Consider the following 26,643-nt stretch of genomic DNA (forward strand, 5'->3'; position numbering starts at 1 on the left):
TGACCTCCGTCGTTTTCCCGGGCTGTCACGGTCGGGTAGTGCCCACCATGGCGGGACCTTCGCCCCGGTGCAGCGGCAGCCTGCGCGGCGCACGCTCGGCGCGCGAGGAAATGACGCCTGATCTTGCGCCCCCACGACACGCCCTACGGCGGAACCGAGCAGCGGAGCCGGACGGTGACCATGGTCCCGTCAGCCCGGGCATGAGGTCTCTCACCGAGCGGGACGCGTGCGAGGAGGCTTCTCGATATGAACCAGGAAGAACCCCGCATCGCGATTGTCTACGCGACGGAACAGGGATCGACCCGCGATATCGCCGAGTTCATCAGCGACGAACTGGCGGGCCGCGACGCGATTGTCGAGCTCGCCGATATCGACCATGCCCCCGACTTGTCCCGTTTCGACACACTCGTACTGGGTAGCGCCGTGCACGACATGGATTTCCTACCCGCCGCCACCGAGTACGTGCACGCCCACCGCGACGAGCTGTCCAGCCGCAACGTCTGGCTGTTCAGCGTGGGACTCGCCCCGGCCCTGCGCGGGCCGATCGGCCGCGCTGCCGGTCGGTTCGTACCGAAGAAGATCGCCACATTGCGCGATTCCATCGCGGCACGCGACTACCACGCGTTCGCAGGACGTTACGAACGCGCGGGTATCTCCCCGCACACCCGTATCCTCTACCGGCTTATGGGCGGCGGCCACTACGGGGACCTGCGCGACTGGGCGGCGATCCGCGCGTGGACGGACACCATCGCCCAGAGTCTGCGGCTGCCGAAGTCCCACTCCACAACGATTCACCCGTGATAGGCGCACCCATGAGCTATCACCGCGACCCCCTCGCACCAGCGGTCCACACGGCGCACGAGTGGCTGCGCGCCATCGTCGAAGGACTCGCCACCGAGGACCGGGCATTCGCGCACCGCGCGCTGCGCGCCTGGCTGCACTCGGTGCGTGACCGCATCAATGTCGACTCGGCCGCCCACCTGGCCGCCCAATTGCCCGAACTGCTGCGCGGAATCTTCTACGAGGGCTGGGTTCCCGCCCATGTGCCGGTCTCGCACGACGTGCCCTCGTTCCTCGACCAATTCGCGCAGGAGGCAGGCGTTTCGGAGGACGAGGCGGCCGCGCTCGCCGGCGCGGTCACCGATGTGCTCGCCGACTTGTTCTCCGCCGGACAGCTCGACCACGTCTTCGCGCTGCTGCCGGATGATCTGCGGCGCATCCTGCTGGGCAGCGAACTCGCCGGTACGTTGCAGGCCGACGTCGTCACCCAGCCGGAACCGTCTCGCTTCGACGAATTCGACAACCGGCTGCGCGCGCTGTCCGACGCTGTGGCAGTGCTCGGTCGGGGGTTGGAGAAGCAGCCCGGCGGCCAATCGCATGACACGGCACAAGTATCCGCCGCCCAGCAGGTGCATCCGATCTTACTCACCGAAGGACTGACCGATTCGGGGACACCAACCGCTGATCGGCCCGGTCACCGGGAAGGTGTTTCGTGACCATCCCAGACACAGCGCGATTCGTACCCGCCCTCGCGGTCACCACCAGTGGGCTCGAGCCGGCGGGTGCGGCGCGCATAAACGGCTCGACTCCGCCCACACAGCAACGCCGACCATGGAGAAAACCGGGCGGCCTGACCACGCTGGACGGCATGGGGTGATACGTCAAACATTTCCGCTCGGCCGGATCTCCAGGATTCGCATCGGCGCCCACTGGTCGGCGCTGGTCACGGTCGGACTGTTCACCTGGATCCTGGGCTCTTACCTGACCGGCACGGCCGCCACGGCCGCAGTATGGGCCACAGCGGTCATCGGTGCCATCATGCTGTGCGCCGCGCTACTAGCGCATGAGCTCGCGCATTCGATAGTCGCGCGCCGCAACGGGGTCCGGGTCGAGCGGGTCGTGCTGTGGCTGCTCGGCGGTGTTTCCGAATTGACCGAAGAACCTCGGGACGCGCGGACCGATCTGCGCATCGCCGTGGCCGGACCCCTCACCAGCCTGGCGATCGCCGTCGTCGCGTTCCTCGCAGCCGCTGCCAGCGCGGCGGTGGACCCGGACGGGCCGATCACCGCTGTCCTGGTGTGGCTGGCCGCCATGAATGCGGTGCTGGGATTGTTCAACCTGCTGCCCGGCGCGCCCCTCGATGGTGGCCGCGTCTTGCGTGCCGCGATCTGGTGGCGCACCGGTGACCGGTTGCGTGCGGCGACCTGGGCCGCGCGCAGCGGGCAATTTCTCGGGACCTTGCTGCTGATGATCGGTCTCGCCGAATTGATCCTTTTCGGACATCTCGGCGGGCTGTGGCTGATGTTGCTGGGCTGGTTCCTGCAGTCCGCGGCATTCGCGGAACTCACCGTTGCCGGCCTGCGACATCGGCTGGGCGACAGCAAGGTCAGCGACGTGATGACGGCCCGTCCGATGGCGATTCCGGCGGCCTGGTCGATTACCGAACTGCTGCACTCGGACGCGGTGGCCAGCGGTCATCGGGTTTTCCCCGTGGTCGATGGTGCCGGTCATCCGATCGCTGTCGTGGCCTGGTCGGATCTCGCGGCGGTTGCCGAATCGGCACGCGCTACCACGCCGGTAGGCCGGGCCGCCCGCTCGCTACCCGCCGGGGCGATCGCCCGGGAAGACGAGCCGCTCGGCGATGTCGCGTCCCGGGCGGTGCTTCGGCCCAACTTGGACGCGGTCGCCGTCGTCGACGCCGCCGGCACGCTGATGGGGCTGATCACCTCGACCGATCTGGTCCTCGCCTGCGATCGCTCCGCCCTGGGCCTGCCACTGCGAATCAGTGGGCGCCAGCGTCTTCCGTCGGTCATCGACGAGAGAAGTACGCCATGACCTCTGCGCCGGTCATCCTGGACGAACCGCAGCCGATCTTCCCGTGACCGTCGCGAGGCCGGTCGCGCGCTGGCCGGGCTGCTCGAGCACTATCGAGGCGATCCGGACGTGATCGTGCTCGGCCTCGCACGCGGCGGTGTGCCCGTCGCCTGGGAAGTCGCCGCCGCACTCGGCGCACCGCTGGACACGCTCATCGTGCGTAAGCTCGGCGCTCCGGGGAACCCGGAGTTCGCGATCGGCGCAATGGCCGCAGGCGGCCGGATGGTGGTGAACGACGACATGATTCGGGGGTTGCGTCTCACGGCCGAACAGGTGCGCGGTATCGCCCGTGCCGAGGCACGCGAATTGGCCCGCCGCGCGGCTGCCTATCGGGGTGGCCGACCACCCCTGGATGTCGCCGGTCGGACCGTTATTCTCGTCGACGACGGCCTGGCCACAGGCGCGAGCATGTTCGCCGCCGTCGAGGCGATCGGCATGGGCGAGCCGAAGCGGATCGTCGTCGCCGTTCCGGCGGCTCCGGAATCCACCTGCCGAGAATTCGGGGCCTTGGTCGACGAAATGGTGTGTGCGACACCGGAAACGTACCCCACCGGGCTGTAGGGAGCGGTCGGAGGTGGCCTTCAGGCGCTGCTGCATTCCCTCCAGTGCCGCCCACACTGCAGCGGTGCGGAGCAGCGCCGGATCAGTGCGGGGTGGGGGCGTGGTCGAGCGAGTCGATGGCGGCTTGGAGTTTGACACCGGCTTGGGCGGCGATGGGTTGCAGTGCCGGTTCGTCGGTGACCTGAACCATGAGTTGAGGGTTCATCGCCTCGACGATGATGGTGGTGGTGTCGGAGGTGGGGTCGCGGCGCACGATGACGTTGCAAGGCAGCAGCAGTCCGATCTGGCGGTCGATGCTGACGGCCTGGTGGGCCAGGGGTGGGTTGCAGGCGCCGAGGATGAGGTAGTCCTCCATGTCCTCGCCGAGTTTGGCTTTGAGGGTGGCGCGCATGTCGATTTCGGTGAGAACGCCGAATCCCTGCTGCAACAGCGCGTTTCGGGTGCGAGCGACGGCTTCGTCGAAGCTGGTGTGCAGTGTGGTGGACAAGCCCAGGTTCATGAAATTCGTGCCTTTCTGTGCGCGGGGTTGGTCGTCGGTAGGACTGCGGATGGGCCGGCGAAGTCGTTCAAGCCAGGGCGAGGAACAGTTTTTCCAGCTCCTCCACGGTCATCGGGCTCGTGCCGTCGGCGGTGTCGCCGGTGAGGCATTCGCGCAGTCCGGTGGCGACGATCTTGAATCCGGCGCGGTCGAGCGCGCGCGAGACCGCGGCCAGCTGAGTGACGACGTCTTTGCAGTCGCGTCCTTGTTCGATCATGGCGATGACGCCGGCGAGCTGGCCGTGAGCGCGGCGCAGCCTGTTGAGTACTTCGGTGATCGCGGTGTCGTCGCCGACCATGGTGTGCCTCCTCGTGTCGTGGACCCTTCCCAACATACCCCACGGGGTATACCGGGAAGAGTGGGTGAGGTCAGTGGTGGGCGAAGTTGATCGTCGGCAGGAGCTTGCGCAGCCACGCCGGGTGACCACCAGGCATGATGCCCGGTCAGGCGCAGGGTGACCGGTAGCAGGGCGAGTCGCACCACAGTCGCGTCGAGCAGGACTGCGACGCCGAGGATGACGCCCATCTCCTTCGGCGGTAGTGGCTGGGCCAGGGTGAAGGAGAAGAACACCGCGACCATGACCCCGGCGGCAGCGAAGATCACCAGCCTGGAGTGAGCCCGGCCGTCGACGTGGGCGATTTTGGGGTCGCCCGAGCGTTCGTAGTGTTCCTTGGCGGTGGCCAGGAGGAACACTGTGTAGTCCATCGCGATGGCGAAGATCCGACAGGCTGACCAGCACCGTCAATCCCGACAGCGCTACCGCCTTGCCCGCGGCGCCCATGGTCTCGGCCACCACCGCTCCCAGTCGCGCCAGCGGGCCACCCGCCACCTGCCCTGCGCTCTTCGGTCTGATCATCGTCTCCGTCATTGCCGCACCGCCGCGTCCGCCAGGCTTGTCGTCGACTCCACGCCATCTCCTTCCGTACCCCAGGGGGTATAATTCGTAATACCCCAGGGGGTATGCCCGGCGGAGCGCGGTGGCGTGCCACACATCCCTTTCCCCGAGCCCGGCGGGCTGCCGCTATGGACGAACGCTATGAAGGAGGAACACCGGTGGCAGAGATCGATCTATACGTGGATCCGATATGTCCGTTCGCGTGGGTGAGCGCGCGATGGCTGCTCGACAGCGCGGGCGAACAGCACACGATCACTCTCAGGCAGATGAGCCTGGCAGTACTCAACGACGGTCAAACCGTCGACGCCGACCACGAACCGATGATCACCCGCTCACGACGGATCGGGCGCGTGTTCGCTGCTACCAGCAAGTGTCACGGGCCCGACACGTTCGCACCGCTCTACCTGGCGCTGGGCGCCCGACTGCACCCACGCGGGCCGCACACCGACGACGACGCGGCCGTCGCGGCCGCGCTCTCCGCGACCGGCCTCGACCCCGCGCTCATTGCGGCGCTCGACGACCCTGACCACGACGCCGCGGTCGCTATCGGCCACCGCGCCAGTCAGACCGCGCTCGGCGGGCGCGGAGGCAGCCCGATCATCGCCGTCGACGGCCGCGGCTTCTCCGGTCCCGTGCTCACAGCACCACCGCACCCGAGCCGCGCGGCCGGCCTGCTGCAAGCGCTGCTCACCGCCGCGACCACCCCCGGATTCGCCGCCCTGCACCGCCCTTACCAGGGCCCGCCCGCCTTCACTGTCCCCGAGGACGATCGCTGATGTGCTATCCCGTACCGTGCCGCAGCTGCGGCAAAACCACCTGGGCCAGCTGTGAAGGTCAGGTCGTTCTTTTCGGCCGTGGTCAACAAGCTGTCCGGCTGCTGCGGGCTCACTGCGATCAGGCCGATACCGCGTTCGGCCAGTGCCGGTACGAGCTGTTCCTGGTAGGCGCGCAGCGCCAGATTGCAGTAGGGCACCACGGCGCCCCGGTAGGTGACGACGACCGTCGGCCGCCCTCCCAGGGCCGCGCGCAACGTGATCGGGTTGCCGTGGACGTCGACCTCCTCGACACCCGCGGCCAGCAACGGGTTCTTGCGCGGTTTGCGGGGTGCCTCGACGCGCTCGCGCGCGGTGCGGATCGCTGTTGGGCCACGAATGTTCCTCCTACCAACTGGATTTGCTGATACCGGGCAGTTCGCCGCGATGGGCCATCTCGCGGAGGCGAACTCGCGACAGCCCGAACTTGCGCAGGTGTCCGCGAGGGCGGCCGTCGATGGTGTCCCGGTTGCGCAGCCGGGTCGGGCTGGCGTCGCGGGGCAGTCGCTGTAAGGCCAGCTGGGCCTGCGCCCTTACCTCCAGGGTCACGCTGGGATCGCGTGCGACCGAGCGTAATTCGGCACGCCGTCGCGCATAGCGGGCCACGACCAGCCGACGCTGATCGTTCTTCACGATCTTCGACTTCTTCGCCATCAGCGGTCCTCGCGGAAGTCGACGTGGCGGCGCACGATCGGGTCGTACTTGCGCAATATCAGACGGTCGGGGTCGTTGCGCCGGTTCTTGCGGGTGACGTAGGTGTAGCCGGTGCCCGCCGTCGAGCGAAGCTTGACGATCGGCCGGAATTCGGTGCTCTTGGCGGCCATCAGATCCGCTCCCCGCGCGCTTGCAGCCGGGCGACCACGGCGTCGATGCCGTCACGGTCGATCACCTTGATGCCCTTGGCCGACACGGTCAGTGTGACCCGGCGGCCGAGGCTGGGCGCGAAGTAGGTCTTGCGCTGGATGTTGGGGTCCCAGCGCCGGCTGGTGCGGCGATGCGAGTGCGAGACCGTCTTGCCGAATCCGGGTGTGCGCCCGGTCACCTGGCAGTGCGCCGACATGACACACTCCTTCCTGTTGAAAATCATTTTCGACAACTGTTCTCCGGCACTGTACGCTCGATCGACGGATATTGAAAATGATTGTCGAAAGGAGTGGGGTGGACACCAGGACGCCCGTGATCGTGGTCGCCGGTACTGCCGGCCTGGTTCGCCAACTCGGTGAGGCGCTGCTTCAGCCCGGAACGGTGCTGGTCGAGCACGATCTGACGCTGCTGCGCGAGGGAGTGGTCACCCGGACGCTGACCACGATCGACCGTGAGCAACTGACCCTGGTGGAGTTGGCGCACGGATGTGTGTCGTGCACGCTGCGCAAGGACCTGCTCCCGCTGCTGCGCACACTGTCCGATCGCACGTCGGTGACGCGCATCGTGCTGCTGCTGGATCCGGCGCTCGAACCAGCAGAGATCTGCGAGGCCATCGACCACGTGGTGGTCACCGGTATCTCGGGCCGCGTTGATGCGCCGGCCGGACACGATGTTCGGGTCGCGGCGGTGCTCGCCGCGGTGGATGCCACCACCTGGCTGGCGGACGCGACAGGTGATGACACCCTGGCCGACCACCTGGGTGGCGACGACGACCGCACCGTGGCCCAGGTTGCGATCGCGCGGGTGCAACACGCCGACGCCGTGGTGCTGTTCGGCGAGCCGGACCCGCTGGACGTTGCCGTGCTGACCGCGGTCCTGCAACGCCTCGCCCCGACCGCGGCGCGGCACTGGAGCACCGGTGGCCCCGATGTCGGCGCGATCCTCACGGCCCTGCCCGAGCAGCGCGTCGACCGCGGGTTCGATCCGCACGCACCGCTGCTGGCCGGCGGGCCCCCGCTGGAGGTCGACGCCGGTGTCCGCCTGGTCGAGTTCACCGCGCAACGGCCCTTCCACCCCGAACGCCTGCACGAGGCCGTCGACGCACTGCTGGACGGCGTCGTCACCGCCCGTGGCCGGGTATGGCTCGCAACCCGGCCACGCCATGTGTTGTGGCTGGAATCTGCCGGCGGCGGGCTGCGCATCGGTCCCGCCGGCATCTGGCTGGCCGCGATGACGCCGCATGAGCAGGAGGCCGAGGATCCGCAGCGGCGCGCTCTGGCCGCACTGAACTGGCACCCACGCTTCGGTGACCGGCACTCCTGGCTGGTGGTGCTGGTGCACCACGCCGACCCCAGCGAGATCGAGCGCGCCCTGCAATCGGCGCTGGTCACCGACGACGAACTGCGGCGACCGGATTCGTGGCAGAACCTCGCCGACCCATTCGGCGAATGGCACGAAGACCCTTGCGTCACCGCCGAATCCACCCCGTTATCGCCCGCACGAGAAGGAGAACAACTGTCGTGAAAACCGGCATCCACCCCGACTACCACCCGCTGATCGTCGAGGACTCCAGCACCGGAACGCGTTTCCTCACCCGTTCCACCGCGACCAGCGATCGCACCGCGACCTGGACCGACGGCAACACCTACCCGCTGGTCGTGGTCGACGTGACCTCGGATTCGCACCCGTTCTGGACCGGCGCCAACCGAGTGCTGGACAAAGCGGGCCGCGTGGAGAAGTTCGAGCAGCGCTTCGGCCGCCGCGTACGCCCCGGTAAAGGGGCCTGATCACCATGGCCGTACCCAAGCGCCGCAAATCCCGGTCGAACACCCGGCACCGCCGATCACAGTGGAAAGCGACCGCGCCCCAGCTGATTCCCGTGACTGTCAACGGGGTGGTACGCCGGGTGCCGCCGCGTCTGGTCGCCGCGGTGAAGCGCGGCCTGATCGATCTCGACCGGCTGTGACCGATACCCGCCTGCCGGTGACGGTGCTGTCCGGCTTCCTCGGGGCCGGGAAAACCACACTGCTCAACCACATTCTGGCCAACCGGGAAGGCCGCCGCGTCGCGGTCATCGTCAACGACATGAGCGAGGTGAACATCGACGCGGCGCTGGTCGCCGGTCAGGGACATCTCGACCGCACACAGGAGAAGCTGGTCGAACTCACCAACGGCTGTATCTGCTGCACGCTGCGGGAAGACCTGATCGAGGCGGTCGAAAAGCTGGCCACCGCAGATCGATTCGACAATCTCGTCATCGAGTCCACCGGGATCTCCGAGCCGATGCCGGTCGCGGCGACCTTCGACTGGGAGTTCGAGGACGGCTTCTCCCTAGCCCGGCTGGCCAGGCTCGACACCATGGTGACCGTCGTCGACGCCTCGACCTTCCTCACCGAGGTAGCGCACGGCCCATCGCTGGCCGAGCGCGACCTGGCGGTGGGTGAGGGTGACCAGCGCGGTATCGCCGACCTGCTGGTCGACCAGGTGGAATTCGCGGACGTCCTGCTCCTCACGAAGACCGACCTCGTCAGCCCGCAGGGGGCCGGCGCGGTCGAAGCCACGCTGCGCCGGCTGAATCCGACCGCGGACCTGCACCGGATCCAGCGCGGCCGGGTCGATCTGGCCGCCGTGCTCGACACCGGCCGCTACAACCCGGTCCTTGCCGCTGAAACACCCGGATGGGCCGAGGAATCGACCGGCGGGCACACCCCGGAAACCGAGGAATACGGCATCCGGAGCTATACCTACCGCTCCGAACGCCCGTTTCACCCGGCCCGGCTCGGGCAGGTCCTCGATGGCCTGCGCGGAGTGCTGCGCAGCAAAGGTTTCTGCTGGATCGCCAGCCGCCCCGAGTTCGCGGCGATCTGGTCTCAGGCGGGCCCGAACCTGACCTTCGAACCCGGCGAGTATTGGAGCACCGCCGCCGAGAAGCCCGGCCAAGAGCTGGTGTTCATCGGCATCCGCCTCGACATCGACCGCCTCCGAGGCGCACTCGACGCGGCACTGCTCACCGACACCGAACTCGCGGACGGACCGCACGCGTGGCGTGGCTATCGGGACCCGTTCCCCACCTGGTCCGACATCCACGATCACATGTGACCACTCGCTACCGCCACATCCATTCCTTGCGTCGACACCGGTAGGCCCGCGGCAAGACTCTGACGCCGGGGTGCTGTCACAGACCGGCGTCACAGTCTCACCGCGCCTTTGGATCGGACGATCGCCCTGCCGCGTCAGGAGACCACTCCGGTCACCTTGTTCAAGGTCACCGTTTGGTGGTTGCTGTACTCGGCCGGTCCGTGCAGCGAGTTCTCCGCACCGATGCCCGACCGCTTGTGCCTACCGAACACCTGGTGCGGCGAGTACCGCCGAACCGACCGCCGCTTCACCGATGCAGTGGGCGATTGGCAACGTCACGGGCGTACAACCATGAGATACCGAAGGAATTCCACTACACCACCTTCCGCTCGTCGGCCAGGCTCGTCGTGACCACTCGGGACAGCGTGGCCGCAAGTTTGCGGATAGCAGGTCCGGCCTGACTGATCTGCGGCGCCCCGGTATTGGCTGCGACCGAGATCGCACCCACCACCGTGTCATGTCCCACGAAAATCGGCGCTGCAACACAAGCGATACCAGCTCGCGACTCCTCATTTTCGAATCCGATTCCCGTCCGACGAATCCCAGCAAGCTGCGCGCGCAGCAGAGTGGGACGGGAGATCGTGTGCGGTGCCTGCGGAACTAGTCCCATAGCGATCACGCTGTCCACAGTTTGCGCCGGTGAGAACGCCAGAAGCGTCTTTCCGAGTGCAGTGCAATACGCTGGTCCTCGCGAACCGGGCTGAGACGGAATCTCCACCGAACTCTGGCTTGCGATCTTCTCCAAGATCAAGGTGCGGGTACCGGCGAGCACTGCCAGATGCACAGCACCATGCGTAAGCCCATACAGATCACTCATGAACGGCAACGCGAGATCACGCAAGGGGTGGTGGCTCCGTGCGATAAGCCCGAGTTCGGCCAGCTGAGCACCCAGCCGATACCCGAGGTCAGTCCGCTCGAGCGCACGCCAACCCACCAGAGTCCTGGCGATCCGCAAGACAGTCGGTTTCGGCATATCAGTGCGCCGGGCGAGTTCCGCCAATGTCAGACTGCGATCTTCCGGGCGGAACGTATCGAGGAGCAAGAACGCGCGGTCCAACGTCCCTACCGGAGAACCCGTTCGGCGTGAATCTTCCAGCGACATCTGTTGTAACTCCCTGCGTCCTCAAAGGTATTCTCGATCGTGGCAAAAAGAGACAGGCCCGACATCCGTTGAATTACCTACCGCACCTACCGAACGCACGACCAGGACGTCGCGTCCGCAAGGTCTCGAGAGGCGTTGGTAGGTGCGATCCGTGAGAGATCGAATCGGAAACCTGCCGGCGGACCTGACCAGCTTCATCGGCCGTCATCGCGAGGTCGCGGAGGTTCGCACGCACCTATCGGCATCACGGCTGGTGACCTTGACCGGTGCCGGTGGTGTCGGGAAGACACGACTGGCGATCAAAGTCGCGGACGGCTCGCGCCGAGCTTTTCGCCACGGCGTGTGGTTCATCGAACTGGCCGCGCTCGATGACAGCGCACTCGTGGCGGAAACAGTGGCCACCGCGCTCGGGGTGGTACAGCAGAGCAGCAGGGAGCCGTTGCCGCAGCTCCATCATTACCTTGCCGACAAACACCTTCTTGTTGTACTCGACAACTGCGAGCACCTCGTCCACGCGTGCGCAGAGCTCGTTGACGACCTTCTCAAGGCTGCACCATGGGTGCGGTTCATGGTGACCAGCCGCCAATCCCTGGGCCTGTTCGGGGAGCGCATCTTCACTGTCCCGCCGTTGACGACTCCACGTCCCGGCACGGGCTCGGACGCGGCATTACTGGATCAGTTCGACTCGGTGGCGCTGCTGCGCGCTCGTGCCGTCGACCACGCTCCGCAGTTCGAGGTCACGGAGGAGAACTGCGACTCGGTGGCCCGTCTGTGTGAACGCCTGGACGGTATTCCGCTGGCCGTCGAGCTCGCCGCTGCCCGGCTACGCAGCTTGTCAGCGAACGAGGTCCTCGAGCGGCTGGATCACCGTTTCGATCTGTTGACCAGCGGCAGCAGCGCGGCGCCACCGCGACAGCAGACGCTGCGGGCGCTCATCGACTGGAGCTACGCGTTGTGCTCGGTCAAGGAGCAGACGTTGTGGGCGCGCCTGTCGGTCTTTTCCCGCAGTTTCGCTCTCGATTCGGTTGAGGAGGTGTGCTCAGGTGACAGCCTGGTCGGAGGCGAGATGATCGATCTTCTCGATGGGCTTGTCCGCAAGTCCATCGTGATCGCCGAATTCACTGGTGGACGTGCACGATACCAACTTCTCGAGACGGTCCGCGAATACGGTGCGGACCGGCTCGCAGCGGCTGGAGAACGCGAGCGTCTCCGCCTAGCCCATCAAGACCATTTCCATCGCCTGGCCGAACAGAGCTTCGAACAATGGTTCGGCCCCAACCAGGCAACCTGGTTAGAGCGCGTCCGAGCCGACCATGCCAACCTCGCGAGCGCGTTCGACCGCTACATCGAGTCCGGCCGGGCGGACCGGGCATGTGCTCTGGCAGCGGCGCTCCAGTGGTATTGGATCGCGGGGGGCAGACTCGGCGAGGCACGCCGTTGGCTCAATCAGGCGTTGTCCCTGACCAGCGAGCCCAGCCCGGCCCGGGCGAACGCGATGTGGGTCGATGCACACCTCGCACTGCTCCGGGGAGACGTGTCCGCAGCTCGAGCGCGGTTGGACAGCGTCGAGGAGTTGATGCCGATCGTCGATGCGCCGAAACTGCGCGGCGACATCGCCCAGCTGCGAGGTATGGCCGCGCTCTTCGCCGGGGACTTGACCGAGGCCAGGAATCGGTACGAACGCGCTATCCAGCGCCACGAGAACCATGGTGAGACCACCGGCGTGGTGTTCGCGGCGTTTCAGTTGGCGGTCGTTTACGCGTTCGCCGGCGAGTTCGTCCGGGCGGCCGCACTGTGCGAGAAGTCGCTGTCACTGAGTGCACGCTACGACGAGCGCTGGGCAGCGTCGTACACGTTGTGGGCGCTGGCATTGAAAAAGTGGCTCGATTGGGACTTCACCGGTGCGACGGAACTGGCGAACGACAGTCTCCGGATCAAGCTCGAATTTCGCGACGTCCTGGGCAATGCGTACGTAATCGAGCTGCTGTCCTGGATCGCCGCTTCAGAAGGCCGGTACGCGGAAAGCGCACGATTGCTGGGGACAGCCGGTGCAATCTGGGACAACCTCGGAACGTCGATGGCGGCTTTCAGCTCCCATCTGGCCGCCTGCCACACAGCCACCAAAACCCGTGTCCACGACGCGCTCGGCGAGCGGCGCGCTGGTTCCTTGATAGCAGAAGGAGCAAGGCTAGGCGCCGAAGAGGTAGTGCTGAGGGCGACCGGCACAGCGGAGACGCAGAAACCTTCGAGCCAGGTTGCTGGTTCCCGGCTCACCGACCGCGAGCTGGAAGTCGCGCGGCTCGTGGCCAAGGGCATGACGAACCGGGAGATAGCGGCCAACCTGGTGCTGTCCAGCCGGACGATCGACAGCCACGTCCAACACATCCTCGCCAAGCTCGGGTTCCACACCCGCAGCCAGATTGCCGGTTGGATAGCCGGTGCGGTCGATCCTGCGCACCACCCAGACTGAGCTTGCCGTCTAACCTGGCGTCTTGACTCGGTGCCCTTGTTTGTGGTGTACCGGAAGGACTCTTCCGCCCGAGCAAGACCTACACGTATTCACAGGATCGAGCCGTTCGCGAAAGTCGCCCTGATCTCACCGAGCCAACTGAGCTCGGCGCGTATGCGAGCTCCCGATGGCACGGAAACCGTTGGTCCGAGCGCACCGGAAAGGATGATCTCGCCGGCGCGCAGCGGCTCGCCGAACTCGCGCGCGGTGCGCGCCAGCCAGGCCAGCGCGTTCAACGGGTCACCGAAGCACGCGGCGCCGGTACCCTCGGAAACCAGTTCGCCGTCGGCGTGCATCCGCATGATCACTTCGCACGGTTCGAACCGGTTCAGCGACAGCGCCTGCTTGGCCAATAAGAAGAGTCCACTCGATGCGTTGTCCGCGATCGTGTCCGTGATCGCGACATCCCAGCCCGCAATACGGCTGTCCAGGATCTCTAGTGCCGCGACCGCGTAGCCCGTTCCGGCGCGCACCTGTGCGTAATCGAGCTCCCCCTCGGCTAGGTCGCGCTCGAGCACGAACCCGATCTCGGCTGCAGCAGTCTGTCGGAAGGCACCTCCGCACTGCCCGAAACGTCCATATCGGCAAGTAGCGCACCGTAGAAGGGCTGATCCGCACCGGACTGAACCTGCACTGAATGCGCCGGCCAGCCGATCTTGCGACCGACCACAACACCGCTGGCGGCTTCTCGCCGACGGGTGACTTCCCGCTGTGCCGCGTATGCGGCTGCGACGTTGTCCGCGCCCAGCATGTTTCGCACGGGTGGAGTCTGTTCTGCCCACCGCTGTGCCCAAGTATCGGCACATCGCTGGGTCGTCGTCACGGACGACTCGCTGGGAGCCACCGCCCAGGCTCACGGCTGGTCGGTGGCTCCCAGCGAGCGGCCTCCGGCCGACCCGACTCGACTCGATGCGCACGTTGACCTGCTTTATGGTCGTGAACGCCTCGAGCATGCCTTCGAGCGAAAACTCCCTCTCGACCGATGCTGCTCTGTTTCAGGCCGCCGTAGGACTGGCCCACCACCTGGCCGCCGGCCTCATTGACCTGGATCCAGCCCGACTCCACCCGGCCAGCGGCCGCCAGCACACAGTTCAGGTCGTTGCACCACAGGTACGCCGCGAGCCCGTAATGGGACTCGTTGGCCATCGCGATGACCGCGTCGTCGGTGCGCCACGGGATCGCGACGATGACCGGGCCGAAGGGGGCCACCTGATCGTCCGTCCTTGGGTTCGGAGGGTAGTTATGTTTTGTTGCGACCCATGCGAGTCAGGTGTGGCTTGAATCGTTGGCCGACGTCCTCAGATAGGTGTCACGAGCAGAGTCTGTACGCGGTGTGTGTCGTAAACGACCCGCCGCTGGCTGAGGAGCAAGCCCCCGTTGGCTTCAACCAAATGGTCGAAAGTCCGTCCGGTCTGGTAGATTTTGCTTTCCCCGTCGCTGAGGGTCTGAACGACCACGTAATTCGCCGTCGCCTCAAAACCGCTGTCGGTGGCGGCTACCTGCAGCGCACTGTGGAAGTGCCGGTATACGTGCGGGCCGTAAATGTTCGCTTCGCGCTGGGCCCGGACACGGTCGTGCATCATGTCGCGCCCCCGGCACAGCATCAGCGCGATCGGGAGGTCGGCGTCCCAGTTCTCCCTCGGCCGGATCGAGTACGTCGCGTCCGGAGTGAAGAAATCGGGCCAATTTTCGAGATCGTCGTCATCTATGCAACGCTCATACGCGGAAAGAAACTCGTCGACACGCAACCGAATCAACAGGCGTTCTGAAAAACTCATCGTTGGGAAGGTGGCCGATACAATCATGACGCGGGCCACATCAGATTGCGGTAACCAGCCCAGAAATTCCTGATCAACCCTTCGGTAATGCTGGAACGGCGCGCTTCCTCGGGGCTGCTCTCCTGGCCCATGAGAATCGACGAATGAGCTTCTGGCGTTGACGTCACGACCCGCTGAACCAGTTCGGTCGCCTCGGTGTCTTCCATCGATATGTAGCCCGAAGGGCCGACCAGGTTTGCCTGCAGCACACGCATCTCGCGAAGCTCCTCGTCATCATCGGCGTATCCGAAATAGTGAAATACAAGCTCGAAGCTGTCCGGCCCCTTTGGTAGCAGTTGCCGGCATGCGAGCGTATTGTGAATCTGCTGCAGGACCAAGCTGGGAAAGATCGACTGAATACAATTGGAGATCGGCTCGTCGAATTCTTGACGCATTCGGAGAACTTCTGGATCACGCAAAGTCATCCTCGAGTTATACGTGCGCAATTTTTCCGCGGTATAAGCAGATGCGTCGTCCGGATCCCCCTTGGGCATGCTGGTCACCACCGAGTGCAGACCGTGCCTCTCATCAGAGATCGCCCGCGCATCCATGGTAGCTCGCACAATATTGAAGGTGGCATGGAAGAGATGCAGGAGGCTGGCATGATAGGGGTCCTTGATATTCTCGAAGTACAGCTTCCAGTTCGAACGAGAGAACTGCCGGGCACAGCCTAGGTAGACGAGCTCCCGACCGGCGAGCAGCCGGTCCAGCCACGGTGTCATCTGTGGACCGAGATAATCCACCAACGTCGGGGCCGCAGGATCCATGCTTCCGAACACCAGCCCGTGATACGTTTCGACTCGCAACACCTGAAGCCCGTACTTCTTCTCTTCGAAATCCTTTGGCATGCCGTTATGGCCGCCGAGCCCACGCCTGAACGGCACGCCGCGCAGCGAACCGTCGGATTCGTAGGTCCACTGGTGATACACGCACGTGTGCTTCGGAGCATTTCCGCGTGGCTCCCGGCAGACCATCGCACCACGGTGCGCACATCGGTTGATCCATGCAGTGAGGTCACCACTCTTTGTGTGCGTAACCACGACGGGTGTTTCGCCGATGTACGTCGCCTTGAAGTCGCCCGGATTCGGGATCTCCGCTTTCAGGGCGAGGAAACTCCATGTCGGGCCTTTGTAGATCCGCTCTTGCTCACGTGCGTACACCTCCGGATCCGAGAACCACAAATAAGGCGTATGTGCCGACGAATCTCCACGTATAGTCTTTCCGTTCCCTGGAGCGCCGCTGCGCAACTCCTGTGTCATTCTCGTTTCTCCTCACATCAACAAATCCTGGTGCTCGATCAGGTCGGGAATGCATCCATGTTCGGATTGCGATCGGCCCATCTGATCTTTCGATTCAACGGTCGGCACGCCCGGTGGTCATACAAGCGTTTCGCTGGATATAACGAACCGCGCAATAAAGATTTTTTACCCGGGCCTGTGCGGTACGGCGTCGATGTCCGCGCGAATACGAGCGACGAGCGCGACGACATCGTCCACATGAATGGCCGAATCGAGGACCGTACCATCGGGCCGCAGGGCCAGTGCCTGGCGGCGGCTGTCTGCTAGATGGGCTGAATAAGCGAGGTCGAGGTCGCAGTATCCCTTCTGCCCGTCGCCGTCGGGCGGTACAAGCGACACAAGACTGGCCTCGATATCACGCAAGAAAACGAGATCTTCCTCGGGGAGCAACCTGTCGAGGGCAATGTCTACGGCAACCAGCGCATACCGGGCACCGGCGATGGCACTCAACGTGCCGATCTCACCGTGGTGGTAAAGCGGATATTCGTAAAATCCCGTGAATTCAGCGGGGCCGTCCGACGAGGATCCGTGCACGGTCCAGTTCTCCTTTCTGCGCGCGATCACCGATCCGTTCGACTCCGGGCGTCACCGCTGACCTTGGACGGGAATCAGGTCTGCTGCGGTAAAGGGTTCGCCAGTCGAGGTCCAGTACGGATCCCTCCTCAGTTGGCGAACTCGAACGCGGCCATGCCGGTCACCCACTGATACATTGGCTCGTAGTAAAGGGGTTTCCCTCCTTTGTCACCCACAGCCGCCGACGCGAGGATCCAGTTCCTGATCTCTAACCCACCATTACCGGCGTTCTCCAAAATGTATTCGGTCGACCATTCTGCTGCTTGCGCACCATTACCCCTACTGAGTAGATCCAGGAAGACATGGTCGAACTCCTCGTTGATCCGGCCCATTTGCGGCATCCCCGGCCAGTGGGAAAGTCCCCCGCAACCGATGACAGCCACTTTCTCCGATCGACTTTCGATATAGGCGGCCAGGGCCTGGCCGAGGAGATAACACCGTGCTGCAGTCGCAGTCGCTTCAGGGACGGTCGACGAGACGATAAGCGGAACGATGGCAACGTCTTTCTCGGGGAAAATCATCAGCGCCGGTATCGCCGTTCCATGGTCAGCCCGGAAACCGGTGAGTGGCGCGATATCGAAGCCCGCGGTTGCAGCGTAGCGCACGAATCCCCTCGCGAAATCGGAGTGTGCAGGTAGCGTGACACGCGGAACATCCATATCGCCGAAGGTCCGGAAAGTCTCACCGGTTCCGATGGCGAACGGGGGTTGCGGCCCGGAGGGGAGCAACGTCGGGCCATGCTCGGAGGACACCAGCACGACAAGATCGGCACCACTCGCCTTGACCTGCCTGCCGATCTCGGCAAAACCGTCGGCCACACGCTGCGCCTGCTCCTCGACGCCCGCTTTCGGGAACATCACGTGGGAGGTGGCGAAACCACATGCTATTTCTCCCATTTCTCACTTCCTCCCGGTGATGTCACGGAAGTACTCGCCGGCACTCATTTGTTCGGAGAATCGAGGGTTCAGCATCATGCTCCCCCACATGGCGAGCATCGGGTAGACGCCGACAGCAGACAGCTTTCCCGGGTCTGGATTCTCCAGAGCCAGTCGCTCCCCGTCGGAGAGCGCGAAGTCTGCGAAGAAGCGGGGATCGCGCTTGCTGATCGCCTCCCAGGACTTCTCCCGAGCCAAGCCTTCCTCCAACAGCCGATTCAATTCTTCCGCGCTCATTCCGACAACCGGTCGGTGAGGAATCGGGTGGTAACCGCCGCAAAGATGCCCGGTCGCTCGATCATCGCCCAATGACCACAATGCGGGATCGCGTGGAGCCAGGAGTTGTCGAGCAATTGATGGAACCGAACGGCAGACGACAGCGGGACGACCGCGTCCTCACGCCCGGACACGACGAGCGTGGGGACCTTGACCGCGGCGATGTCGGATTCGTCGTAGTAGAGGGTCCCTGCGTCCCTGATGAGTCCCATTGTCGAGTTGTAGGCTCGCATAACGGCATCGTCCGTGGTGAGTTTGTAGCGGTAGTTAACCATCTCATCGCTCGGCTGGAAATGGTCATGCGTCAGCGCCTGGACGATGCGCCGCATCCCCTCGAAACTGGGTTCTTGATAGTTGAGGATCGTCTGCAGTTCCGATGAAGGCTCCTGATAAACCCCTGCGCTCCCCATGAGGATCAGCCTTTCGACCCGATCGGGGTCCCGCATGGCCACGCCGAGCGAGGTCGCCCCACCCATAGAGTTTCCAGCGAGCGACACCTTGTGCAGTCCCAGCGCATCGAGAAACCCTGTCAGATGGGATATCCGAGCGGCCTGCGAATAAACGAAATCGACGTCATTACTGATCGAGCCGCCATACCCGATCATATCCAACGCTATCGTACGGAAATTCATGCTGAACGCCGGAAAGCAGCCCGCCCAGTTACCCCATGCATCTGCCCCGGCTCCACCGCCGTGCACCAGCACCAGTGGGTCGCCGGCACCGGCCTCCCAATAGCGGGTCTTGACGCCATGGACGTCGACGAACCTCTCACGGGCCTCGGGTGTTGTTTCACTCATTTGCTGTTTCCCTCACTTTTCTGAATTCCTCGGGCGCGCGCCGATGCGAGGTTGCGCCAGTGCACAATGCACATGTCCGGCGGGAAGAGGTTTTCGTTGTGCCAGCCACCTTTGTTCCGGTAGGAGTGCTCCAACTCCTCGCGGGCCCACACGTCGTCGTCATTGAATCCGTGCAGAGCGAGTTCACGCCACTTGTTCTCGAATTCCTCCTCGAACGCGGCCACCTCGGCCTCGGACTCGACCTTCCGCTGCAGCACCTGAAAATATTCGTGCTGGGTCTCATCGATCGCGACATAGAACTCGTATTGGATAAGCGAGGGGTCCGGAAACGGATCCACCTTGTTGACGCCCGGCAGCCAGACACTCAGCTTGTCCGCCACCACCGTCAAATCTTCTGTCCAATCTTTGTGCAGAACAGTTTCCCCGTCGAGTTGAACGTCGAAAACCGGAACATAATTGGTCCCCTGGTTGTCGACGACGCCGCGGGGCCATTCCTTGTCGTGAATCTCTATTGCCCCGCGGTCTTCTGGAACAAAACCAAAGGGTACAGCGAGGTTGTTTGCCTCGATGAGCGGAGAATTGCGATGCACCAGAATATGCGTCGTGTCGAAACCGTTCTCCACGCCGAGGCGCCAGTTCGACTGCACCGTCCGGCGAATTCCCATACAGTGTGTGTCGGCATCCAGGAAACCGTGCGGTACATCCTCGGCCAGGTCGTGCGGCTCCTCGTCACCAACGAAGATGAAGACCAGCCCCTGGGCCTCCCGGACGGGAATGACCGGGATCCTGACCTGACCGATTACCGGAGACCCCGGCGAGGTCAGTACTTCGCACAACTCGCCGTCATCGAGATTGTAGGTCCAACCGTGATACCAGCACGATACTGTGCCCTTCTTGAAACACAGCGGATCCCGCGAGAAACGCACCCCGCGGTGGGCACACCGATCCTTGACGGCGCGGACTTCGCCACTAGTTCGAGTCAGCAGAATTTCCTCATCCATGACCTTCCGCGGTATAAAGGCGCCCTCGTCCAGCTCGCAACTGAACATCACCGGATGCCAATGGTTACTGAAGCCAAGATCAGCGTCCAGATAACGCTGCCATTTCGACTGGGTCGACTGCCCCGAGTCTTCGGCACTACCAGGCGATTTCCCGCTGGGCTCAGATTCCTTCTGGACGACTGGCATCGGCGATCCTCCATAATCAGATTGCGAATACTTGATCGGCCTTTACATGTAGATGTAAGGCTGGATCCGGAGGATAAGCAAGCGAACGTTTCCGTCAGCGAAATGTACGTAGGTATCGCATGGATCGAGGAATTCGGTGGACGCGCGATCACCGACCACTCCACCAGCGGCGGCCGCCACATCCTCATCCCCCTCGGGATCACCCTCCACCTGACCCAGGCCGAGTCGATCGTGCGGCTGCTGGCCGCGCGGCTGCCCAGCCTGGACTCACACCGATGCTCTGCATCACCCCTCCCGGATCACGCTGCAAACAAGGCGGATACCGCTGCCTCGACGGCAGCCTGGGCGAATTGCCCAACGGTCGACACCCGCCGAGGTACAACCCGCTTTTTCATGCGTCCACGCATTCCTCGGTCAGCTGATCGATCAGTGCGACCAGCGCTTCGCGGTCCTGCGGCGCCGGCGGAAAGACGCCGGTGGACTCAGCGGCCCACAACCCATCTACGGCCAACCTCGCCAAGGTGAGGCGAGCCCGCGTTGCGGCCGGTAGCTCCGGCGGCAGCTCGAACCATCTGGCGAACCGTTGCAGCCAGGGGCCCGATAATGCGGGCCGGCACGCAGCTTCAGCTGCCACGGCATACCCGGCGCGGCTGACGTCGCCACCACATGCGCACCGCGCGTAGGCACGTATCCGCTGAGCCGCGCTCGTCTGTTCGAAGGAGCTGTCGAGTGCCGCCAGCATTGCCGCTTCGGCCCGGTCCGCAGCGTATTCGACGTTTGCAAGCAACAGCGCCTCACGGGTCGGGAAGTGATACATCAGACCGGGTTTGGTGAGTCCCGCGCGCCGTGCGACGGCGTCGAGAGTGATATTCCCACCTTCTTCCGCGGAGACAAGACTCATCGCCGCTTGCAGGATCGCCGGCTTCTGACTCACTCGCACCCGGATTACTACCTTCCGGATGGCAAAGAAATGCAGGCGCAAGTGAGCGAGAACACGGGGCGGGCCCTATCCCGCCTCCGGATCATTTCATGGTCGCGAGGTTGTGCCAGAGGTTCTCGAGGCTGTCGGTGCCGCCGAACAGTGTGGTGAAGTTGGTAGAGTCGATGAGCACGATATCGCCGGCGCGCCGACTGGTGGGTGGCAGCCAGATCAGCGCGTTGAACTCCGTGTCGCCTGCCGCGGTGAACGGGTGGGGCCGCTCGGGGTCGATGCGCTGGCGGCCAAGGACGCGTAGCGATTCGCTTTCCGGCGCAGTGAGCTCGTAGTGCGGCAGATGGGGGTGGAAATTGAATGTGGTGACATTGTCCAGCAGATGGGGTTCGTCCAGATCCCGAAACCCGGTCAGCGGGGCGATCTCACCGGTGCCGTCGACGACCGCCGGACGCAGACCCCATGTGTTGTGTACTGGTACCTCGAGGGCTTTCATCAGCGAACGCGTGTACTGGCCGAATCGCTGCTGCCGGGGCACCAGTCGGTCGCCATGGTGCTCATATTCCGTCTGTCGCTGCGCATAGTCATCTGTGAAGCCGATATCGTGGTGCGGCGCCAACAGCAGGCAGGTGCCTTCACGTTGCAGCCAGTCCCCGATCGCGGCGCTCTCTTCGGGTGCGGCTTCCTGCCCGGAGAGAACGTGATCGAGCCCGAACACCATCAGCGTGTCGGTGTCGGCCAGGATCCGGTCATCGATCGGCAACCGGTAGCCGGCTTGGTCGATGCGCTGGAACACCGCGACGGGGTGACCGGTCGCCGCACCGGCCAACTGCTGAAACGCCAAGGTCGAGCGATGGAAAAGCTCCAGTGTGCCGGCAATTCCCTGCAGGAAGTGCGCCGCGTCGTATGCGGGGGTCTCATAGCTCGGCCACGCGACGTTGCGTACTTCGGTCATCGTGGAGAAGCGGTTGTATATTTCGGCGGGATCGCGCTGGGCCTCCCACGGGTAGCTCCACGCCCAATAGATGCTTATCCGCCGGTGCCCATCATGCGCACGCGGGACGTGCGTCTGGTTGTAGGTGCGGGCCGGCGAGAGGGTGCTCATGATGTCACCTCTTCGGTGTCGACAGTGGCCAGATAGCGCAAGGCGCGCAGACCCGGCAAGAAGAAGTACGCGCCGCCGCTGAGCGTGGTGAAGGCCGGCAGGCTCGCGAGCACCTTGCGGATAGGGCGCTTGGGGATCGTGAACTGCAGGGTGCCGTCCTGCGCGCCGCAGATGGGGTCGCGTTCATTGCCGAGTTCGTGAAACGACTTGTCGTTGATCCAGACGTTCTGGGCGAACTCGAACTGGCGAATCAGGCTGGCGCAGATGATGAACGCGGCAATACCTCGGTCCACCCCGTCATCGGACGCGTCCTCCGGTAGTGCCGGGCCATAAGTGGCGCCCCGGCGAATTATCCTGCGGCGGTTCATATTCACTGCGGTGTCGCGCGGGTTGAGACGCCGCACATGCGAACCCAGCGGTACGGCGTAGCCGTGCGGATCCATGTTTTCGTAGTCGAAGTCGTTGTTCCGCAGAGGATCCGCGCCCAGCTGTGGATCATCACGGTCGGGAGTCAGAGCCAAGGGGGCACCGCTTCGCCAGCGGCCCATCAGTTTCGCCGCGAGCAACTCCTGCCCATCCGGGGTGTCAGCGTGCTCGCGCAGAAAGTTCCGAAATGCACCGACATGCTCCCGCAACCGCCGGTAAGCCATATAGCTGCCGTTACGGGACAGTAGCTCCGGCTGTGGCAACCCGTGGGGCGGGCCTTCCTCGTCGGGGTAGCCCAGGATGAACTCACCTGGCTGCAGCGGTGCCCCCGAACCTGGCGTCGGCTCCTCGCCGGATCCGTCGATCACAGGCTGGGACAACCGGTCCCGGAACCCGAAATGGTCATGGGCGTAGTCGAATGGTGGCGTCGCGTTCAAATCCAGGTGCGACAACACGCGCACACCGGAGCAGCGGGCCACCAGCTTGCCGTGTTCGGCGATGCACCGCCGACGTTCGGCATCGGTGCGGGCGAACAAGATCGCGATGGCGTGCAGGTCATCACCGGCCAGCCCGCCCACCCAGTTATCCGGGTGGTTGGCGCCGGTGTCGCCCAGGATGTCCGCGCGGGCGGGCATACCTTCACGGAACTCGTCCGGGAAGGTGGCAAGCGACTCCTCTGACACCCCCAGCGCCCCGAGCCCGCGCCAGGTGAAGGCCAGCGTGATCCAGCGCTCGGAACTGTCCATGGTGGCGCGCGCATCGGCAGCGGACTGAACCCGGTCCATCAGCGCGGTCAGCCAGACGCGGCCGCCGGCGGGATCGTCGAAGGACAGGAACTCGTAGCGGCCGGTGATCGCCGGGGTGCGGGTCAGCAGGATGTGCTGGATATCGTCGAGCTCGAGCGTCGGCACGGTGATCACTGCATCTGATCGAGCATGTCCGAGAACGCCGCCTCGAGCCGCAGCGCCTTTTTGATCCTATCGGCGGTGACATAGGGGTATTCGCCGTATTCCAGGAAGCTCGGACAGTGGTGTTCCCGGACGAACCGGGCGAACGCCTCCGGATTTTCCTTCCAATCCTCGGGAAATCCTTCGAGATTGGTGAAAACCGTGGTTATACCGGTCTTGCTGAAGAGCGCAACGGCATCCTCGGTGTACTTGTCGAAATCGGTATCGAAGATGCCCTGATATTGGAAATGCAGTCCCGAGCCGACGTCGAACAACACCCACCTCAAATAGTGCAGCCGTAGCGGCGCCAGCACTCCCGGACTATCCGCCACGGCTTCCTCGATCTGCTTCCCGTACGCGCGGATGGCCTCTTCTCGACCCGTTTTGACCTTCGCGATGATCGAGAACCCGTAGCAGGCAGGGGTCCGTGGATAGATCGGACCGTACCGACCCCTCTCCAGCTCGAAATAGCCCTCCCTGGGTATGGCTATTGCCGCCGGTTTGCTCCATTCTTGATCATTCGCTGGCATGTCGTCCTCCATCACAGGAGTTGGCCGAACATCGGAACTCATCACATGCGCCCAGCCCTGCGTGCCGAACCCCGGATGCTACGGATGATCGGGACCAGAACCGCCGAGTACCAGAGTAACGGCGATGTTGCCGTCCAGCATCTGGCGGATCCCTGCGGCCCGCCGCGCTACGAACCTGCACATGTCACAGTCGGCCGGGCGTCTACGAAGGTCGCGGACCGCGACCGCGCTGACGACGTAGTCGAGTGCGCCCCCCAGAATCGCAGGTGTACGTCACCATCGGGCGGAATCCATTGTCCATTTCTCGATGGGCGTCATCACGAGCTTCCGCCCGTGATCAGCGGCCAGAGCCCACGTGAACCCGCAGCGATTGCCGCAGCGGTCAGCTTTTCGTCCCAGTATCGGGTGTTGCCGTATTCGCGGCGCCAAGACAGCAGTCGGTTGGTGTAGAGGTGGAGTTCGTGTTCTTCGGTGAACCCGATGGCACCCAAGCATTGGTGTGCGTTGCGGACCACGACCGATGCGGCGTGTCCGACGCAGGACTTCGCAGCGGCCACCGCGAACCGTGCATCGTCGGTGTCGAGTCCATCGGCGACAGCCGAGACCGCGGCAGCGGCGGCGGCCTGCGCGAGCGCGGTCTCCGCGGCGATGTCGGCGACCAGATGTTGGACGGCCTGGAAGCGGCCGAGCGGGCGACCGAATTGAATTCGTGTGCCGGTGTGCTCGACTACCAGGTCGAGAACACGTGTCATGGCACCGGTCATGGCGATCGTGCGAGCGAGCGCACCTCGGTACAGCAGTTCCGCTACGGATTCGGGGCGAACCTGGGCACCGGGCACAGTGTGGAGATCGTGGACCGCGATGTGGTCGCGGGGTTCGAAGGCGAGATTGCTCGCGGCGGTGACCCGAAGATCGGCGTGCGGGACATCAGCGACCCGCCATGTCCCGCCGTCGTCCCAGAGCACAACGACGGCGTCGGCGCTGCGTGCCCATGGCACATGGCGGGCGGTGCCGTCGCGGTCCAGCACTGCCGCGGTGCGTACCGCTACCGGATCGATGACGGCGCGCGCGCATCCGGACAGCTCCAGCAACCAGCCGGCGAGCAGGTCGTTCTCAGCGAGCGGGACCGCGGCCGCCGCGCCGGCGGCGGAACTCAACAACACAGCGGCGGCGTCCCAGTCCGCACCGCTGCCTCCGTCGCTTTCGGCACCGGTCAACCGGACGAGCCCCAGCTCGGCGAGGCTGGACCACAGATCGCGGTCCAACTGCACCGGGCGTTCACCGACCAGGTCGGCGCGCCGTTTGGTGAACAACTGCTCCAGCATCCGGGCGAGATCGCGCAGGTCGGTGTCGGTGGTGAGGGTCATCAGCGCATCCCCAGTCCTCGCGCGATCACGCCGCGCAGAATTTCGCTCGTTCCGCCCCGGAGAGTGAATCCGGGCCGTTGCGTGACACCGGCGCGTACGAGGTCGGCGAAGGATTCCGCCTCGGTGAAATGCTCCGGGGCGAGTTCGTCGGCCAGATCAGCGATGTCGCCCTCGGTCGCGGTGCCGAGAAGTTTGACCACGGCGGCGGCGACATCGGTCGGGACATGTGCCTGCAAGGCTTCCGAGACCCCACGCGACATGTGGTGCAGTCCGAAGAGCCTGCCGGTGAACGCGCCCACGCGCGGATCCGTTGGCAGTCTGTGTGCACTCATCTCCTCGACCATTCCGGCGAGCACGCCGAGGGTGGACAGGAACCGTTCCGGGCCGCTGCGTTCGTAGCCGAGTTCGGAAGTGACCTGGCTCCAGCCGGACCCGATTGTGCCCAGCACCAGATCGTCGGGTACGAAGACGTCGTCGAGCACGACTTCGTTGAAGTGGTGCTCGCCCGACATCGACAGGATGGGGCGGATCTGCACACCCGGTGAGTCGAGCAGCACGATGAACTGGCTGAGTCCGGCGTGGCGGTGTTGCGGGTCCAGCGGAGCCGAGCGCGCCAACGCGAAGAATGCATGAGCGTGGTGGGCGCCGGAGGTCCATACCTTGGTGCCGTTCAGGCGCCAGCCGCCATCGGTTCTGATCGCCTTGGTTCTCACTCCGGCCAGATCGGATCCCGAGTCCGGTTCGCTCATGCCGATAGCCCAGCTGATTTCACCGCGGGCGATTCCGGGCAGGAACCGGAGTTTCTGTTCCTCGGTGCCGTATTGCAGCAGTGCCGGGGCGGCCTGCCGGTCGGCGACCCACTGTGCGGCGACGGGTGCGCCCGCGGCGAGCAGCTCTTCGGTGATGACGAAGCGCTCCATGTAGGTGCGGCCCTGTCCGCCGTACTCGACGGGAATAGTGACTCCGAGCCAGCCGCGGGCGGCGAGTTCTTTGCTGAAGGCACTTTCCCAGCGGGCCAGCCAGGTGTCGACTCCCGGTGTGAACGTGCCCGCGGCGATCTGGGAATCCAGGAACGCACGAACCTCGCGGCGTAGTTCGGCCAGGGCGGGATCGGGTCTGCCGGCGGGCGGGACGAGTGGTGTGGGCATGTCGTTTCTCCCG

General features: G+C 64.5%; 31 protein-coding genes and 2 pseudogenes. 10 read left to right on the forward strand and 23 right to left on the reverse strand.

The features are described from left to right. Positions 1-246 precede the first annotated feature (246 nt). From ACT86A_RS21960 to ACT86A_RS21975, 4 genes and pseudogenes are all read left to right on the forward strand, one after another. Positions 247-801 carry a flavodoxin domain-containing protein gene (locus tag ACT86A_RS21960; protein ID WP_445094071.1) on the forward strand — a complete coding sequence of 185 codons (555 nt, stop codon included), beginning with the start codon at positions 247-249 and terminating at the stop codon, positions 799-801. A gap of 11 nt (positions 802-812) precedes the next feature. After that, the gene (locus ACT86A_RS21965; RefSeq protein ID WP_445094072.1) at positions 813-1,496 is read left to right on the forward strand and encodes a DUF2267 domain-containing protein; all 684 of its coding nucleotides are present in this window, start codon (positions 813-815) and stop codon (positions 1,494-1,496) included. A 157-nt stretch (positions 1,497-1,653) separates the two neighbouring features. Further along, on the forward strand, positions 1,654-2,835 hold the full coding sequence (locus ACT86A_RS21970) for a site-2 protease family protein (RefSeq protein ID WP_445094073.1): 1,182 nt from the start codon (positions 1,654-1,656) through the stop codon (positions 2,833-2,835). 3 nt (positions 2,836-2,838) lie between these two features. Further along, positions 2,839-3,417, forward strand: a pseudogene (locus ACT86A_RS21975) (phosphoribosyltransferase); the annotation flags it as partial. Positions 3,418-3,517: 100 nt separating this feature from the next. On the opposite strand, the gene ACT86A_RS21980 reads toward ACT86A_RS21975, so the two are convergent. From ACT86A_RS21980 to ACT86A_RS21990, 3 genes and pseudogenes are all read right to left on the reverse strand, one after another. Further along, positions 3,518-3,934 carry a DUF302 domain-containing protein gene (locus tag ACT86A_RS21980; RefSeq protein ID WP_445094074.1) on the reverse strand — a complete coding sequence of 139 codons (417 nt, stop codon included), beginning with the start codon at positions 3,932-3,934 and terminating at the stop codon, positions 3,518-3,520. Positions 3,935-4,001: 67 nt separating this feature from the next. After that, a complete protein-coding gene (locus ACT86A_RS21985) occupies positions 4,002-4,271 on the reverse strand; it encodes a metal-sensitive transcriptional regulator (protein WP_445094075.1) in 270 nt (89 codons plus the stop codon). 70 nt (positions 4,272-4,341) lie between these two features. Then, positions 4,342-4,693 (reverse strand): annotated as a pseudogene (locus ACT86A_RS21990) (MMPL family transporter); the annotation flags it as partial. Between the two features lie 333 nt (positions 4,694-5,026). Here ACT86A_RS21990 and ACT86A_RS21995 point away from each other — a divergent pair. Further along, the gene (locus ACT86A_RS21995) at positions 5,027-5,644 is read left to right on the forward strand and encodes a mycothiol-dependent nitroreductase Rv2466c family protein (protein ID WP_445094076.1); all 618 of its coding nucleotides are present in this window, start codon (positions 5,027-5,029) and stop codon (positions 5,642-5,644) included. Here ACT86A_RS21995 and ACT86A_RS22000 read toward each other — a convergent pair. From ACT86A_RS22000 to rpmB, 4 genes are all read right to left on the reverse strand, one after another. Then, the gene (locus ACT86A_RS22000) at positions 5,599-5,949 is read right to left on the reverse strand and encodes a redoxin domain-containing protein (RefSeq protein ID WP_445094077.1); all 351 of its coding nucleotides are present in this window, start codon (positions 5,947-5,949) and stop codon (positions 5,599-5,601) included. The genes ACT86A_RS21995 and ACT86A_RS22000 overlap by 46 nt on opposite strands. Positions 5,950-6,028: 79 nt before the next feature. Beyond that, on the reverse strand, positions 6,029-6,334 hold the full coding sequence (gene rpsN / locus ACT86A_RS22005) for a 30S ribosomal protein S14 (protein WP_445094078.1): 306 nt from the start codon (positions 6,332-6,334) through the stop codon (positions 6,029-6,031). Then, positions 6,334-6,504, reverse strand: a complete 171-nt coding sequence (rpmG, locus tag ACT86A_RS22010; RefSeq protein ID WP_445094079.1) for a 50S ribosomal protein L33 — start codon at positions 6,502-6,504, stop codon at positions 6,334-6,336. The genes rpsN and rpmG overlap by 1 nt, the downstream gene beginning before the upstream one ends. Next, positions 6,504-6,740: a 50S ribosomal protein L28 gene (gene rpmB / locus ACT86A_RS22015; RefSeq protein WP_445094080.1), complete on the reverse strand. Its 237-nt coding sequence runs from the start codon at positions 6,738-6,740 to the stop codon at positions 6,504-6,506. The genes rpmG and rpmB overlap by 1 nt, the downstream gene beginning before the upstream one ends. 77 nt (positions 6,741-6,817) lie before the next feature. On the opposite strand from rpmB, the gene mrf reads away from it, so the two are divergent. Genes mrf through ACT86A_RS22035 form a run of 4 tightly spaced genes read left to right on the forward strand, consistent with a single transcriptional unit; the run spans position 6,818 to position 9,643 of the window. After that, positions 6,818-8,068 (forward strand): ribosome hibernation factor-recruiting GTPase MRF, encoded by a 1,251-nt coding sequence (gene mrf, locus ACT86A_RS22020; protein WP_445094081.1) that lies wholly within the window; start codon positions 6,818-6,820, stop codon positions 8,066-8,068. Continuing rightward, the gene (locus tag ACT86A_RS22025) at positions 8,065-8,331 is read left to right on the forward strand and encodes a type B 50S ribosomal protein L31 (RefSeq protein WP_445094082.1); all 267 of its coding nucleotides are present in this window, start codon (positions 8,065-8,067) and stop codon (positions 8,329-8,331) included. The genes mrf and ACT86A_RS22025 overlap by 4 nt, the downstream gene beginning before the upstream one ends. A gap of 5 nt (positions 8,332-8,336) precedes the next feature. Further along, positions 8,337-8,510 carry a 50S ribosomal protein L32 gene (rpmF, locus tag ACT86A_RS22030; RefSeq protein ID WP_445094083.1) on the forward strand — a complete coding sequence of 58 codons (174 nt, stop codon included), beginning with the start codon at positions 8,337-8,339 and terminating at the stop codon, positions 8,508-8,510. Continuing rightward, the gene (locus ACT86A_RS22035) at positions 8,507-9,643 is read left to right on the forward strand and encodes a GTP-binding protein (protein WP_445094084.1); all 1,137 of its coding nucleotides are present in this window, start codon (positions 8,507-8,509) and stop codon (positions 9,641-9,643) included. Before rpmF ends, ACT86A_RS22035 begins: the two co-directional genes overlap by 4 nt. A 352-nt stretch (positions 9,644-9,995) precedes the next feature. Here ACT86A_RS22035 and ACT86A_RS22040 read toward each other — a convergent pair whose 3' ends face one another. Then, complete coding sequence (locus tag ACT86A_RS22040) at positions 9,996-10,784, reverse strand: IclR family transcriptional regulator (RefSeq protein WP_445094085.1); 789 nt, start codon at positions 10,782-10,784, stop codon at positions 9,996-9,998. 151 nt (positions 10,785-10,935) lie between these two features. Between ACT86A_RS22040 and ACT86A_RS22045 the strand changes: the two genes are divergently transcribed. Next, a complete protein-coding gene (locus ACT86A_RS22045) occupies positions 10,936-13,254 on the forward strand; it encodes an ATP-binding protein (protein WP_445094086.1) in 2,319 nt (772 codons plus the stop codon). Between the two features lie 89 nt (positions 13,255-13,343). Here ACT86A_RS22045 and ACT86A_RS22050 read toward each other — a convergent pair whose 3' ends face one another. From ACT86A_RS22050 to ACT86A_RS22120, 15 genes are all read right to left on the reverse strand, one after another. Next, positions 13,344-13,811, reverse strand: a complete 468-nt coding sequence (locus ACT86A_RS22050; RefSeq protein ID WP_445094087.1) for a 2-keto-4-pentenoate hydratase — start codon at positions 13,809-13,811, stop codon at positions 13,344-13,346. Between the two features lie 301 nt (positions 13,812-14,112). Continuing rightward, positions 14,113-14,439, reverse strand: a complete 327-nt coding sequence (locus ACT86A_RS22055; protein ID WP_445094192.1) for an aldehyde dehydrogenase family protein — start codon at positions 14,437-14,439, stop codon at positions 14,113-14,115. A 152-nt stretch (positions 14,440-14,591) separates the two neighbouring features. Then, positions 14,592-15,071, reverse strand: a complete 480-nt coding sequence (locus tag ACT86A_RS22060; protein WP_445094088.1) for an aromatic-ring-hydroxylating dioxygenase subunit beta — start codon at positions 15,069-15,071, stop codon at positions 14,592-14,594. A 23-nt stretch (positions 15,072-15,094) separates the two neighbouring features. Further along, positions 15,095-16,369, reverse strand: coding sequence for an SRPBCC family protein (locus ACT86A_RS22065; RefSeq protein ID WP_445094089.1), 1,275 nt, complete (start codon positions 16,367-16,369; stop codon positions 15,095-15,097). 165 nt (positions 16,370-16,534) lie between these two features. Beyond that, a complete protein-coding gene (locus ACT86A_RS22070) occupies positions 16,535-16,972 on the reverse strand; it encodes a hypothetical protein (RefSeq protein WP_445094090.1) in 438 nt (145 codons plus the stop codon). 98 nt (positions 16,973-17,070) lie between these two features. Next, positions 17,071-17,877, reverse strand: a complete 807-nt coding sequence (locus tag ACT86A_RS22075; RefSeq protein ID WP_445094091.1) for a DODA-type extradiol aromatic ring-opening family dioxygenase — start codon at positions 17,875-17,877, stop codon at positions 17,071-17,073. Between the two features lie 3 nt (positions 17,878-17,880). After that, entirely contained in the window at positions 17,881-18,153 is a 273-nt protein-coding gene (locus tag ACT86A_RS22080) for a hypothetical protein (protein ID WP_445094092.1), read from the reverse strand. Then, a complete protein-coding gene (locus ACT86A_RS22085) occupies positions 18,150-18,989 on the reverse strand; it encodes an alpha/beta fold hydrolase (protein ID WP_445094093.1) in 840 nt (279 codons plus the stop codon). The genes ACT86A_RS22080 and ACT86A_RS22085 overlap by 4 nt, the downstream gene beginning before the upstream one ends. Then, positions 18,986-20,176 (reverse strand): Rieske 2Fe-2S domain-containing protein, encoded by a 1,191-nt coding sequence (locus ACT86A_RS22090; RefSeq protein ID WP_445094094.1) that lies wholly within the window; start codon positions 20,174-20,176, stop codon positions 18,986-18,988. The genes ACT86A_RS22085 and ACT86A_RS22090 overlap by 4 nt, the downstream gene beginning before the upstream one ends. 391 nt (positions 20,177-20,567) lie before the next feature. Beyond that, on the reverse strand, positions 20,568-21,110 hold the full coding sequence (locus tag ACT86A_RS22095) for a TetR family transcriptional regulator (RefSeq protein ID WP_445094095.1): 543 nt from the start codon (positions 21,108-21,110) through the stop codon (positions 20,568-20,570). An 88-nt stretch (positions 21,111-21,198) separates the two neighbouring features. Then, positions 21,199-22,212 (reverse strand): hypothetical protein, encoded by a 1,014-nt coding sequence (locus ACT86A_RS22100; RefSeq protein ID WP_445094096.1) that lies wholly within the window; start codon positions 22,210-22,212, stop codon positions 21,199-21,201. Beyond that, a complete protein-coding gene (locus ACT86A_RS22105) occupies positions 22,209-23,558 on the reverse strand; it encodes a Dyp-type peroxidase (RefSeq protein ID WP_445094097.1) in 1,350 nt (449 codons plus the stop codon). The genes ACT86A_RS22100 and ACT86A_RS22105 overlap by 4 nt, the downstream gene beginning before the upstream one ends. Continuing rightward, positions 23,555-24,115, reverse strand: a complete 561-nt coding sequence (locus ACT86A_RS22110) for a hypothetical protein (RefSeq protein WP_445094193.1) — start codon at positions 24,113-24,115, stop codon at positions 23,555-23,557. Before ACT86A_RS22110 ends, ACT86A_RS22105 begins: the two co-directional genes overlap by 4 nt. 317 nt (positions 24,116-24,432) lie before the next feature. After that, entirely contained in the window at positions 24,433-25,482 is a 1,050-nt protein-coding gene (locus tag ACT86A_RS22115; RefSeq protein ID WP_445094098.1) for an acyl-CoA dehydrogenase family protein, read from the reverse strand. Further along, positions 25,482-26,630 carry an acyl-CoA dehydrogenase family protein gene (locus ACT86A_RS22120; protein WP_445094099.1) on the reverse strand — a complete coding sequence of 383 codons (1,149 nt, stop codon included), beginning with the start codon at positions 26,628-26,630 and terminating at the stop codon, positions 25,482-25,484. Before ACT86A_RS22120 ends, ACT86A_RS22115 begins: the two co-directional genes overlap by 1 nt. Between the last annotated feature and the right edge of the window lie 13 nt (positions 26,631-26,643).

The organism is Nocardia glycosmidis, assembly GCF_052545115.1.